This window comes from Kitasatospora sp. NPDC056446 (genome assembly GCF_042796115.1).
Lineage (GTDB): Bacteria > Actinomycetota > Actinomycetes > Streptomycetales > Streptomycetaceae > Kitasatospora.
Map to the genome: position 1 here is coordinate 18,498 of NZ_JBHTRF010000008.1, position 12,454 is coordinate 30,951.

The 12,454-nt window shown below is 73.0% G+C and carries 11 protein-coding genes; 6 read left to right on the top strand and 5 right to left on the bottom strand.

The window, feature by feature from the left end:
• Window positions 1-28: 28 nt before the first annotated feature.
• Window positions 29-337 (bottom strand): AzlD domain-containing protein, encoded by a 309-nt coding sequence (locus ACFQ6N_RS07610; protein ID WP_380647761.1) that lies wholly within the window; start codon window positions 335-337, stop codon window positions 29-31.
• The gene (locus ACFQ6N_RS07615; protein WP_380647592.1) at window positions 337-1,098 is read right to left on the bottom strand and encodes an AzlC family ABC transporter permease; all 762 of its coding nucleotides are present in this window, start codon (window positions 1,096-1,098) and stop codon (window positions 337-339) included. The genes ACFQ6N_RS07610 and ACFQ6N_RS07615 overlap by 1 nt, the downstream gene beginning before the upstream one ends.
• Before the next feature lie 236 nt (window positions 1,099-1,334).
• On the opposite strand from ACFQ6N_RS07615, the gene ACFQ6N_RS07620 reads away from it, so the two are divergent.
• Complete coding sequence (locus ACFQ6N_RS07620) at window positions 1,335-1,925, top strand: helix-turn-helix domain-containing protein (protein ID WP_380647762.1); 591 nt, start codon at window positions 1,335-1,337, stop codon at window positions 1,923-1,925.
• 69 nt (window positions 1,926-1,994) lie between these two features.
• Here ACFQ6N_RS07620 and ACFQ6N_RS07625 read toward each other — a convergent pair whose 3' ends face one another.
• Window positions 1,995-3,959: a cholesterol oxidase substrate-binding domain-containing protein gene (locus tag ACFQ6N_RS07625; RefSeq protein ID WP_380647593.1), complete on the bottom strand. Its 1,965-nt coding sequence runs from the start codon at window positions 3,957-3,959 to the stop codon at window positions 1,995-1,997.
• Window positions 3,960-4,218: 259 nt separating this feature from the next.
• On the opposite strand from ACFQ6N_RS07625, the gene ACFQ6N_RS07630 reads away from it, so the two are divergent.
• Window positions 4,219-4,431: a hypothetical protein gene (locus tag ACFQ6N_RS07630; RefSeq protein ID WP_380647594.1), complete on the top strand. Its 213-nt coding sequence runs from the start codon at window positions 4,219-4,221 to the stop codon at window positions 4,429-4,431.
• A gap of 177 nt (window positions 4,432-4,608) precedes the next feature.
• Window positions 4,609-6,015: a class II fumarate hydratase gene (locus tag ACFQ6N_RS07635; protein ID WP_380647596.1), complete on the top strand. Its 1,407-nt coding sequence runs from the start codon at window positions 4,609-4,611 to the stop codon at window positions 6,013-6,015.
• Between the two features lie 106 nt (window positions 6,016-6,121).
• On the opposite strand, the gene ACFQ6N_RS07640 is transcribed toward ACFQ6N_RS07635, so the two are convergent.
• The gene (locus tag ACFQ6N_RS07640) at window positions 6,122-6,568 is read right to left on the bottom strand and encodes an SPW repeat protein (RefSeq protein WP_380647597.1); all 447 of its coding nucleotides are present in this window, start codon (window positions 6,566-6,568) and stop codon (window positions 6,122-6,124) included.
• Between the two features lie 262 nt (window positions 6,569-6,830).
• On the opposite strand from ACFQ6N_RS07640, the gene ACFQ6N_RS07645 reads away from it, so the two are divergent.
• Window positions 6,831-7,385 carry a PadR family transcriptional regulator gene (locus ACFQ6N_RS07645; protein WP_380647598.1) on the top strand — a complete coding sequence of 185 codons (555 nt, stop codon included), beginning with the start codon at window positions 6,831-6,833 and terminating at the stop codon, window positions 7,383-7,385.
• Window positions 7,386-7,529: 144 nt separating this feature from the next.
• Window positions 7,530-9,230 carry an acyl-CoA dehydrogenase family protein gene (locus tag ACFQ6N_RS07650; protein ID WP_380647600.1) on the top strand — a complete coding sequence of 567 codons (1,701 nt, stop codon included), beginning with the start codon at window positions 7,530-7,532 and terminating at the stop codon, window positions 9,228-9,230.
• A 60-nt stretch (window positions 9,231-9,290) separates the two neighbouring features.
• Here the strand turns inward: ACFQ6N_RS07650 and ACFQ6N_RS07655 are convergent, their stop codons facing one another.
• Window positions 9,291-9,932, bottom strand: a complete 642-nt coding sequence (locus ACFQ6N_RS07655; protein ID WP_380647601.1) for a response regulator — start codon at window positions 9,930-9,932, stop codon at window positions 9,291-9,293.
• Between the two features lie 379 nt (window positions 9,933-10,311).
• Between ACFQ6N_RS07655 and ACFQ6N_RS07660 the strand changes: the two genes are divergently transcribed.
• Window positions 10,312-12,405, top strand: a complete 2,094-nt coding sequence (locus ACFQ6N_RS07660; protein ID WP_380647602.1) for a sensor histidine kinase — start codon at window positions 10,312-10,314, stop codon at window positions 12,403-12,405.
• Window positions 12,406-12,454: the final 49 nt, after the last annotated feature.

The following is a 12,454-nucleotide window of genomic DNA, read 5'->3' on the forward strand; positions in this document are numbered from 1 at the left end:
AAGTCGTCGACTGAAATCTGTCGGCCGCTCAGCCCACCCCGCACAGGCGGAGCACCGCCGTGGTCGCCGCGCCCGCGACGACCACGGCCGGGAACGGCGCCCGACGCAGCGCGAGCAGCCCCGCCACCAGCACGCCCGCCGGGCGGGCCCACCCCGCGAAGCCGTGCCCCTGGGTCAGCGCACCGGTCGCCACCAGGGCGACCAGCAGCACCGCGGCCGCGACGGCGAGCAGGTGCCGCAGCCGCTCCGAGAGGGCGAGCCGGCCGCCGAGCACCGGCCCCGCGAGCCGGAACGCGTACGTTCCGACCGCCAGTAGCAGCACGGCATACAGAGGCATCATCGGACCGACTCCTTCGCCACCGACTCCAACGACTCCATCGAATCCGCCGACCCCGCCGACCCCGCCGCCGGCTCACCCTTGGCCCCGTCCGCCGCCGGCCTCCCGGCGAACAGCAGTCCGACCAGGGCGAGCAGCACCGGCAGCCCGGACGGCACGAACGGCGTCGCCGCGACGGCCACCACCGCGCCCGCCACCGCCGCCGTACGGGTGCGCCGGTCGGTGAGCGCGGGCAGCACGAGCGCCAGCAGCACCGCCGGGAAGGCGGCGTCCAGGCCGAGCGCGTCCGTGTCTCCGATCAGCCCGCCCGCGGCGGCACCGAGCAGCACCGAGACGTTCCAGACCACGTACAGGGCGATGCCGCAGAGCCAGAACGCGGCCTTGCGCCGCCGGGGTTCGCTCTGCTGCAGGGCGAAGGCCGCGGTCTCGTCGGTGATCAGCTGGGCGCCGAACATCCGTCGCCACCACGGGCCGTCGAGGACGTCGGCCACGGTGAAGCCGAAGGGCAGCAGTCGGGCGTTGAGGACCAGCCCGGTGGCGACCGCCGCGAGCACGCCGCCGCCGGACAGCACCACGCCGACCGCCGCGAACTGGGAGCCGCCCGCGAAGACGAGGACGGAGAGCGCGATCGGCACCCAGAGGGGCAGACCGCCGGAGACGCTGATCGCGCCGAAGGAGGCGCCGACGAGGGCGTCGGCCAGGCAGACCAGGGCGATGTCACGGAGGGTGGCACGCTCCAGTGTTCGGAGTAGCGAACGCATGTCCATTAGAATGAACCCGTCGAGCCGCGTTCGTCAAGGCGAACGAGACGACCGACAGACCGAACGTCAGGCGCCCCGGATGCACCCCGGACAGCCCGGACGGCCCGGACGGCCCGGACAGCGGGCACGACGGCCGTGACAGCATGAACGGCAGCAGACGGCTGACGACAGGTAGCGGTCGGCAGGCGAACGACAACGGGCGGCGAACGAGCCGGAGGAAAGCGTGAGTGGCGAGCATGAGTGACCAGACCACCCCGGCCACGCCCGTCGGCGGCTCCGGGACCGAGCTGATCGGCCAGATCGCCGCCTCCATCCGGCGCGAGCGCGAGCGCAGCGGCCTGTCGATGGCCGAGCTGGCCCGGCGGGCCGGTATCGCCAAGTCGACGCTCTCCCAACTGGAGTCGGGCGCCGGCAACCCCAGCGTGGAGACGCTCTGGGCGCTCGGGGTGGCGCTGAACGTGCCATTCAGCCGACTTGTCGACCCGCCGCGCCCGGCAGTCAGGGTGATCCGGGCCGGCGAAGGGCCGGTGACCCACTCCGAGCGCGCCGACTACGCGGCCACCGTGCTCTCCTCCTGCCCGCCCAACGCCCGGCGCGACATCTACCGGATCGAGGCGCAACCGGGCGAGACCAGGGCCTCCGACCCGCACATGCCCGGCAGCGTCGAGCACGTGATGATCGGCTCCGGGCGCGCCCTGGTGGGGCCGACGGAGGGGCCGGTCGAGCTGGGCCCGGGCGACTACGTCAGCTACCCGGGCGACGCCCCGCACGTGTTCCGCGCCCTGGCCCCGGACACCCTGGCGGTGATCGTGATGGAGCACATCTGACGGTCCGTCAGATAGTGGCGGCCTGCCGACACCTCCACCCCGGCACCTCCACCCCGGCCCCTCCGGTGGCTACCTCAACAGACCGTCCAGGAAGGGGTTTCCGAACACCCGGTGCGGGTCGTGCCGATCCAGGACGGCGACCGCCTCGTCCCAGCCGGGCCCGCCGCCGGCCCGCAGGCTCTCGGGGATGACCCGGCCGATCAGGTCCTGGTCGGCCCAGGCCGCGTCGGCGGTGTAGGCCCAGCCCTTGGACCACTCGACCCGGAAGCCCGCCCGGGTGCCGTCGAAGGTGCGCAGCAGCCACTGCTCCAGGTCCCGGGCGAAGCGCTCCAGCCCGGGGGTGCCGGGGAACGCGAGGACGTCGAACCAGACCGCTGTGTCCCAGTCCGGGCGGTCGGCGCGCGGGCGCAGCGCGGACAGCAGCGGGGGCCTGGCGCCGGGGACGCCGGACTGCGCCGGGTCGTCCGTTCCGGTGACCCGGATCTCCACCGCGCCGTTCACCGGGAACTCGCCCCGGGCCTGGTAGGTGGCGAGCAACTCCCGGTAGTAGGCGGCGAATTCGCTGACCACCCACTGCAGGTCGGCGCGCCGGGCGAGGATCGCGTAGCCGTTGGCGGTGACCCGCAGGGTGCTGGGCCGGACGTACTGCAGCAGGGTGCGCGAGGGGCCCCAGAGGTCGGAGCGCAGCCCGCCCGCGAGCAGGTGGGTGAGCACGTCACCGCTGAGCAGCCCGCGGAGCAGGCCGCCGGAGAGGAGCACCTGGGTGAGGTCGCCGGTGAGCCCCACCATCGCTACCAGGTACTGGAGTTGGCCGAACAGCGGGGCCGATCCCCAGGCGCCGGAGACGATTTCGGCAGCCAGTCGGGCCACCGGCTCCGGGACGCTGTCCGAGAAGGGGTAGTTGTAGGGGTGGTCGACGGCGAGTGAGGCGGTCGGCTTGGTCGGGGCGACGCTCCAGGTCTTGAGCCACGGGTAGTCGGTGTAGGCGAACCAGATCGCCTCGGCCCGGCCGTCCCGTTCCACGAACTCGGCGAAGGTCCGCGGGCCGCGCCCCTGGCCACCGCCCAGCACTCCTCCGAGCACTCCCCCGAGCAGCCCGCCGTCCGGGGCCGTCCCCGGGCGGGCGAAGAGTTCGCTCGCCGGGATGTCGAGCCGGCTGACGCAGCGCAGCGGTCGGTCGGCGCCGGCCCGCAGGACGACCTCGGTGAGGAAGGCCCGGCCCAGGTGCACCAGGAAGGCGGCGCTGTCGGCCTCGGACCGGTCGAAGGTCCGCAGCACGTACCGGCCACTGCCCGGGTCGAGGACGACGGCGGTGAGCCGGACGACCTGGTTGCTGACCGAGCCGTAGCCGTGGCCCTCCGGCCGTACCTCGCCCGCCGCGGGGACGGCGGTGCCGTGGCCACCGATGGCGAGCACGCCGCCGACGGTGATCTCGCCGGGGGCCGGGCAGGCGGTCAGGCCGAGACCGCGGTCGGCCAGGTGTGCGAGCAGGGCCTCCATGGTGGCGCCGGTCTGCACGCGGACGGTGGTGGGCGAGTCGGCGGTGAGGGCGGTGAGATGACGGCTGGTGTCCACGAGCAGGACGCGGGCGCTCTCCGGGGTCCGGTCGGCGACGGTGAGTGGCGCCCAGGTGTGCCGGTAGCCGGAGGCGCGCAGGCGCCAGCCGTTGGCGTGTGCCCAGTCGGCGAGGGCCGGGACCTCCTCGGGGGTGCGCGGTGCGCAGGTCCACAGCTGGTCGGTGCGGATCTCGCCGGACCAGTTCTGGAAGACCCGCTGGTAGAGCTCGGTTCCGGCGGGCAGTCCGGGCGGTACGGGCGCGCCGGCCTGGGCGCTGTCCGGTCCGACGGTGGCGCGCAGGACCCAGGCCGCGCCGCCGAGCGCGGCCGACGCCCCGAGCAGCTGCCGCCGGGTGAGGCCGCTCCCCCGCTGCGGCGCGCCTGTCGCACCCGCTCCCGCTCCGGACGCCCTGCCCGTGGTGTCGTCCCTCGCGTCCGCCGGGTCCGCCCCGCCTGTTGCGCCCTGTGCCCTGGTCATGCGTCCGTCCACCCCTCGTACCGGCCCCCGCGCCGGTGTCCCCCGGCCCGGGAAGGAGCGTACGAAGCGCCGTACTCCGGTTTGAAGCCGACCGCCCGATGTCTCACTCGTTCGAGTGACTTTCGAGCGAGCCCGGCCGGATCCGTCCGCAGGGGTCCCCGGGGCCGGGCCGTTGCCGGGGCCGGGCCGTTGCCGGCTTTCTCGGCGGACGCATAGGTTTGATCTTGACCACCCGAAGCCGTCCTCCCGGAGCTCCGCCATGCCCTCGCCCCTGTCCGAGCCCGAGTCCGTGGCCGCACCCATACCCGCGCCCATGCCCGCACCCGCACCCCTGACGGTCGCCGTCGCCCAGCCCCGCTGCGCTGCCCCCGGCCGTCCGGACACCGTGTCCTCACTGGTCGCCCAGGCGGGCACCGAACCGGGTGAGCTGGTCCGCGCCGAGGCGTTCCGCGCCGAGCCGCCCCGGCCGTAGGGTCCGGGGTACCGTCCGGCAGTGGGTACCGTCCGGCGGTGGGTTCCGTCGGCGGGTTCCGCCGGGACCCGCCGCAGCCCGTGCACCCGGCCGGAAATACCCGGGCCCCGCTCGCGGCTGTGGTGAGCGGAGATCCGTTCCGGGCCGGTCCGGCCCGTACAGGAGGTGCAGCGCGCGATGGGTGACGAGCAGGCGAAGCCGCAGGAGTACCAGATCGAGCACGACTCGATGGGTGAGGTCCGGGTGCCGGCCGCCGCGAAGTGGCAGGCGCAGACCCAGCGGGCGGTGGAGAACTTCCCGGTGTCCGGCCAGCGGCTGGAGCGCGCGCACATCGCCGCGCTGGCCGGGATCAAGGCCGCCGCGGCCCGGGTGAACGCCCGTCTCGGGGTCCTGGACGAGGAGACGGCGGAGGCGATCGCGGCGGCGGCCGAGGAGGTCGCGCAGGGGCACTGGGACGACCAGTTCCCGGTGGACGTGTTCCAGACCGGCTCGGGCACCTCGTCCAACATGAACACCAACGAGGTGATCGCCACCCTGGCCGGGGAGCGGCTGGGCCGTCCCGTCCACCCGAACGACCACGTCAACGCGAGCCAGTCCTCCAACGACGTGTTCCCGTCCTCGATCCACATCGCCGCCACCGCCGCCGTCACGCACGACCTGATCCCGGCCCTGGAGCACCTGGCGGAGGCGCTGGAGCGCAAGTCCGCCGAGTTCGCGCAGGTGGTCAAGTCGGGCCGGACGCACCTGATGGACGCCACACCGGTCACCCTCGGGCAGGAGTTCGGCGGCTACGCGGCGCAGGTGCGGCACGGGCGGGAGCGGCTGCTGGCCACGCTGCCCCGGGTCGCCGAACTGCCGCTCGGCGGCACGGCGGTGGGAACGGGCATCAACACCCCGCCCGGATTCCCGGCGGCGGTCATCGCGGAGGTGGCCCGCGCCACCGACCTGCCGCTGACCGAGGCCCGGGACCACTTCGAGGCGCAGGGCGCCCGGGACGGCCTGGTCGAGCTGAGCGGTCAACTGCGCACGGTCGCGGTCGGGTTCACGAAGATCGCGAACGACCTGCGGTGGATGGGGTCCGGTCCGCGCACCGGGATCGGCGAGATCAACCTGCCGGATCTCCAGCCGGGCTCGTCGATCATGCCGGGCAAGGTGAACCCGGTGCTGCCCGAGGTGGTGCTGATGGTCGCCGCCCAGGTGGTCGGCAACGACGCGACGGTGACGCTGGCGGGCGCGAGCGGCAACTTCGAGCTGAACGTGATGCTCCCGGTGATCGCCCGCAATGTGCTGGAGTCGGTCCGGCTGCTCGCCAACAGCGCCCGGCTGCTGGCGGACCGCACGGTGGACGGCATCACCGCCAACGTCGAGCGGGCCCGGGAGTACGCGGAGTCCTCCCCGTCGGTGGTGACCCCGCTGAACCGGTACATCGGGTACGAGGAGGCGGCGAAGGTCGCCAAGCAGTCGCTCGCCGAGCGCAAGACGATCCGTCAGGTGGTGCTGGAGCGCGGCTACGTCGAGCAGGGCAAGCTCACCGAGGAGCAGTTGGACGAGGCGCTGGACGTGCTGCGGATGACGCGGCCGTGACGCGTCGCCCGTGACGCCGCCCGGGGGCTTGCGAGTCCCGGGGCGTGCGCCGGGGCGCGGTGGGCGCGTACGCCCGCCTCGCCCCGGACACGGGCTGCGGGGAGGATCAGCCCTTGGCTCGGCCGGCCCGGCCGCGCCGCATTGCCGCTCCGTTCGAGGTCATGGTGGCCATCGAGATCGCCGCGAGGCCGAGCAGGAACATCACGGCACCGACGATGATGCAGGTGACGATGTTCTTGCCGTGCGCGACGGAACCGGAGACCGCCCAGGGAGAGATGATCGTCCAGGCGCCGAGCGCGGTGGCCGCCCAGGCCCTCGCGTGGGTGCGCTCGTAGGCCGATCCGTAACCCGCCATCAGCGCCGTGTAGGCCAGGCCGACGATCAGGCAGGTCACGGTCAGGGTGCTGAACGCGGTGAAGCCGACGATCCATGGCGATGCCGCCAGGAAGAGTCCGGCCAGCACGGCCAGGGCTTCGATGCCCTGGGCGCGCGGGGTCGAGGTGACCCGCTCGTAGTGTTCCCGTAGTTCGACGATGTCCGGATGGTGCTCCATGCCCGTCGGGATATGGGTTGCCACCGATACCACCTCCTGTGGTCCGGAACCATTGAGGGAGCGCCCGGCAAGGGCATGTGCCCCGCAGGAGGCACCTGTCCCGGTGAAGGCGCTTACCCCTACACCATTCTGTCCCTTATCCAAGGTTTTGCACCCAATCGTCCCGAATGATCGATAACCATCCGATCACGCCGGTGACCTGCGTCTCAACCTCGCGGGGCGCCATTGCCTATGCAACTCGTTGCATAGCAGGATGCGGGGCATGGCACTGGAGCACGCGATCCTCGTCTCGCTGCTGGAGCAGCCGGGCTCGGGCTACGAACTGGCCCGACGCTTCGACCGCTCCATCGGGCGCTTCTGGACCGCCACCCACCAGCAGATCTACCGGGTGCTGCGGCGGATGGAGGCGGACGACTGGATCGCCTCGGAGGAGGTCGCCCAGGACGGGCGCCCGGACAAGAAGGTCTACTCGGCCGCCGCGCCCGGACGGGCCGCACTGGCCGACTGGCTGCGCGAGCCGGTCGAACCGGAGACCGTCCGGCACGAGCTCGCGGTCAAGATCCGGGCCGCCGCCTTCGACGACCCGGCCGCGCTGATCTCCGAGGTCGAACGGCACCGCGACGGACACGCCGCCCTGCTCGCCCGCTACCTCCACGGCGAGCAGCGCGACTTCCCCGACCTCACCGGGCTCGACACCCGGCAGGAACTGCAGCACGTGGTGCTGCGCGGCGGCATCGAGTACGAGCGGATGACCCTCGCCTGGCTCGACGACGTCCTCGCCACCCTGCGCCGGCTCGCCGCCGACCGGCCGTCCTGACCCGGCCGTCCCGACCCGGCCGAGCCGACCCGGCCGTCCTGACCCGCCGCCCTCCGTTCGCCGCCCTTCGTTCCGCCACCGCTGCCCCGCCGCCACCGTTCCGCCACCGCTGTCCCGACACCCTCGACCCCCGGGAGCCCCTCGATGCTCTTCAACCCGCGCGCCTACGACCCCGCACAGTTCGACGAGCCGACCCGCCGGCTGCTGCGCGCGACCGTGGACTGGTTCGAGTCCCGCGGCAAGAAGGCGCTGATCGACACCTACATCGACCGAAGCTGGTACGCCGACTTCCTCGAATTCGCCGCGAAGGAAGGCCTGTTCGCGGAGTTCCTGACCCCGTCCGCGGCCGACCCGGACAAGCGCTGGGACACCGCGCGGATCGCCGAGCTGAACGAGATCCTCGGCTTCTACGGCCTCGGCTACTGGTACACCTGGCAGGTCACCATCCTGGGCCTCGGCCCGGTCTGGCAGAGCGAGAACGAGGCCGCCCGGGCCCGGGCCGCCCGGCTCCTGGCCGAGGGCCACGTGATGGCGTTCGGCCTCTCCGAGCGCACCCACGGCGCCGACATCTACTCCACCGACATGATCCTCACCCCGGACGGCGAGGGCGGCTTCACCGCGACCGGCTCCAAGTACTACATCGGCAACGGCAACGTGGCCGGCCTGGTCTCGGTGTTCGGCCGCCGCTCGGACGTCGAGGGCCCCGAGGGCTACGTCTTCTTCGCCGCCGACAGCCGCCACGAGGCGTACCACCTGGTCAAGAACGTGGTGAACGCCCAGATGTACGTCAGCGAGTTCCGCCTGGAGGACTACCCGGTGCGGGCCGAGGACGTGCTGCACACCGGCCAGGCCGCCTTCGACGCCGCCCTGAACACCGTCAACGTCGGCAAGTTCAACCTCTGCACCGCCTCCGTCGGCATCTGCGAGCACGCGATGTACGAGGCCGTCACGCACGCCCACAACCGGGTGCTGTACGGCAAGCGGGTCACCGACTTCCCGCACGTCAAGCGGGAGTTGACCGACGCCTACGTCCGCCTGGTCGCGATGAAGCTGTTCAGCGCGCGGGCCGTGGACTACTTCCGCACCGCCTCCCCCGAGGACCGCCGGTACCTGCTGTTCAACCCGATGACCAAGATGAAGGTCACCACCGAGGGCGAGAAGGTCATCGACCTGATGTGGGACGTCATCGCGGCCAAGGGCTTCGAGGCGGACACCTACTTCGACAAGGCCGCGAAGGACATCCGCGGGCTGCCGAAGCTGGAGGGCACCGTCCACGTCAACCTGGCGCTGATCCTCAAGTTCATGGGCAACTACCTGTTCGCCCCGGCCGACTACGCCCCGGTGCCGACCCGGCTGGACGCCGCCGACGACGCCTTCCTGTTCCGCCAGGGCCCGGCCCGCGGCCTCGGCGCGATCCGCTTCCACGACTGGCGCGCCGCGTACGACCGCCACGCGCAGCTGCCCAACGTCGCCCGCTTCCGCGAACAGGCCGACGGCTTCTGCGAGTTGCTCCTCAGCCACGCGCCGAGCAAGGAGCAGCAGGCGGACCTGGACTTCCTGCTGGAGATCGGCCAGCTGTTCGCCCTGATCGTCTACGGCCAGCTGGTGCTGGAGCAGGCGGAGCTGACCGGCGTGGAGGCGGACGTCCTGGACCAGGTCTTCGACGCCCTGGTCCGCGACTTCTCGGCACACGCCACCGAGCTGCACGGCAAGGCCTCCGCCACCGAGGAGCAGGCCGCCTGGGCCCTGGCGAACGTGCGCCGCCCGGTGTCGGACGCCGCGCGGGCCGCACGGGTCTGGGAGCGGGTCGAGGCACTCTCGGGCGCGTACGAGATGCAGCCGTAGCAGCAGCGGCGGTACCTGAAAGGCCCCGGGGGTGCCGGTCGGCGGACCGGCACCCCCGGTTCAGCCGTCACCGAGGCCCATGTCCCGGGCCCGGGCGACGGCCTCGGCGCGGGTGGCGACGTGCAGCTTCTCGAAGATGTGCGTGATGTGGTTGCGGACGGTCTTCTCCGCGACCACCAGCTCCCGGGCGATCCGCCGGTTGTCCAGCCCGCGCGCGACCAGGTCCAGCACCTCCGCCTCGCGGGCGGTGAGGTCCGGGAACAACTGCCCGGCCTCGCGCATCCTGGCCCCGGCCAGCAGGGCGGTGATCCGCCCGGCCACCTCTCCGCCGAAGACCGCGCCGCCCGCCGCGACCGTCCGCACCGCGTGCAGCACCTCCTCCCGTCCGGCGCCCTTGACCAGGTAGCCGCGCGCGCCCGCCTGGAGCGCGGCGAGGAGGTTGCCGTCGTCGTCCGACATGGTCAGCATCAGCACCGGCGGCGGCGCCTCCTGGCCGGCGAGCTGCCGGACGGCCTCCAGACCGGAGCCGTCGGGCAGCGAGAGGTCCATGATCACCACGTTCGGACGGTGCCGGGCGACCGTCTCCGGCACGTCGGCGACCCGTTCGGCCTCGGCGACCACGACGACGCCTTCGGCGCTCTCCAGTGCCGCCTTGAGCCCCTCCCGGAAGAGGGGGTGATCATCGACGATCAGCACACGCACGGACGGTGCACCGACCGGGACCGGGGATGTCCCCGACTGTTCTTCATCCACACGGCCGACACTACCAGCGGCGATCCGGCTACTTTCCGTGACATGCTCGGAAGTCGTCCGTGTGGCGGGCGGTGCGGGAGCTGATCCGGTGCCGGTGCCGGTACAGGCACCGGGGATCGGGGATCGGGGATCGGGGATCGGGGATCGGGGATCGGGGACAGGATCCGAGACCACTGCCCCAGGCGCCCGGGACACCGGGCCGTCGAGAATGGGACCTGGCTTGGTTCACGCCGCCGGCCGGCCCGCCGACCGGGAGTCCGCCCCCACCGGGGGTCCGTCCCCGCCGGGGTCCGTCCCGCCGGCCCGGCCCGTCTGCGAGGTGGTGCCAATGAGCACGGCGACCCCCGTCCGGCGTCGCACGCCGGCCCAACGACAGCTCACCGCCGCGGCAGTGGTCACGGCGGTCTGCGTCGTCGCCGCGACACTGTGGATCTGCTACGTGCTGGTGCACCTCGGCGATCCGAACGTCCACCAGCCGCGCGACGAACTCGCCATCCTGGTCTACGCCCTGCCGACCGCCGGGGCGGGCATGCTGCTGCACGCCCACCGCCCGGGCAGCCCGCTCGGCTGGGTGATGCTGCTCTACGCGCTGACCGACATCGTCCAGTTCACGGCGGCCGCGCCGGTCTGGGTCGAAGTCGGCGACCCGGGCATCGTCGGCGCCGTCGCCGTCCTCGACGCGCTCTGCAGATCGATCAACGTGACGATCTTCTACGTGCTCCCGCTCTGGCTGCCGGACGGCCGGCTGACGACGCGACGCTGGTGGTGGTACATCGCGGCCGTGGCCGTGTTCGTGGTCCCGGAGATGTCCCAGCGGCTCGCCCTGCCGAAGGCCTTCGGGCGTCCCAACCCCTTCGCCGACAACCCGCCGGCGCACTTCTTCGGCGTGGCCACCGACGCGCTCGGCGGCCACGACCTGCTGGTCAGCGAATGCCTGGTCGGGATCGTGACGGTCGTCCTGCTGGCCCGGCTGCTGCGCCCCCGCCGCCACCAGGGCGACCCGGAGGAGCTGCGCCGGCACCGGCTGCGGGTCGCGGCGATGCTCGGCGCGTACCTGCTCTGGGCCGGGATGCAGGACATGTACTCGCGGACCTGGACCGAGCACTACTGGCTCAGCTATTCGCTGTTCGCCGCCGCCGGGGTGGTGTGGGCGGTCGCGGTGGCCTTCCTGGTCGTCCGGGACCAGGGCTGGCGGCTCGACCGGGCGGCCCGCAGCGTGCTGATCGGGCTGACCCTGGGCACCGGGGTCACCGGACTGTTCGTGGTGGCCGCCGCCGTGCTCTCCACCTGGCTGCTGCCCGGGCACGGCGGGGTGGCCCTGCTGCTGATCGCCCTGATGTACGCGCTCGGCGCGACCCTGCCGCGGGCGGCCCGGCGGGTCGTCGCGCTGGTCGACCGGCTGTACTACGGCGAGCGTGCGCAGCCCTACCAGGTGCTGCGCACGCTCGCGGGGCGGGTGCGGCAGGTGGTCGACCCCGCGCGGCTGCCGGAGGCACTGTGCGCGACGGTCGCCGAGGAGCTGCGGCTGCCCGGGGTCACCCTCGCCGTCACCACTCGGGCCGGGCGGCGCACCCTGGCCACCGCCGGGCGGCTGGACGGACGCAGCCAGGACTTCGCACTGGTCCACAACGGGCTGCCGATCGGCGAGTTGACCGTCGGCCTGCGGGCGGGCGAGGAGCAGCTGGAGGCCAGCGACGTCGACATCCTGCGTTCGCTCGCCGACCAGGCCTCGCCGGCGGTGGCCTCACTGCGGCTCCAGGAGGACCTGCAAGCCAGCCGGGAGCAGATCGTCGCGGCGAGGGAGGAGGAGCGGCGCTGGCTGCGGCGGGACATCCACGACGGCCTCGGGCCCGCGCTGGCCGGGCTGCGGCTGCGGGTGGACAACGCGGCCACGTCGGCGGACGACGGGCTCTCGGACACCCTGCGCGGGGTCTCGGACGGCCTGGGGATGACGATCAAGGAGGTTCGCCGGATCACCGACCGGCTTGGACCGGCGCCGCTCGGCGAGTTCGGACTGGCCCAGGCGGTCCGGCAGTTGGCGGACACCTTCAGCGGGACCGGCCTGACCGTGACGGTGGACCTGTCGCCGGAGCCGCTGCCGGAACTGCCGGCTGCGGTGGAGGTCGCGGCGTACCGCATCACGGCGGAGGCGCTCAACAACGTACTGCGGCACGCCCGGGCGCGGACGGCGCTGGTGACGCTACGGGTCGACGACGAGGCGCTGACGCTGACGGTACGGGACGACGGGGTGGGGTACCGGCCGGACGAGGGCTCCCCGGTGGACGGCAGCGGGGTGGGGCTGCGGTCGATGGTGGACCGGGCGGCGGAGATCGGCGGGCACTGCTCGATCCGGCCGCTGCCGTCGGACCGGGGCACCCAGGTGCTGGCGGTGCTGCCGCGCTCGGCGACGACGGACCGGTGACGGACGGCGAACGACGGACGGCGAACGACGGACGGCAGCCGACGAGCAA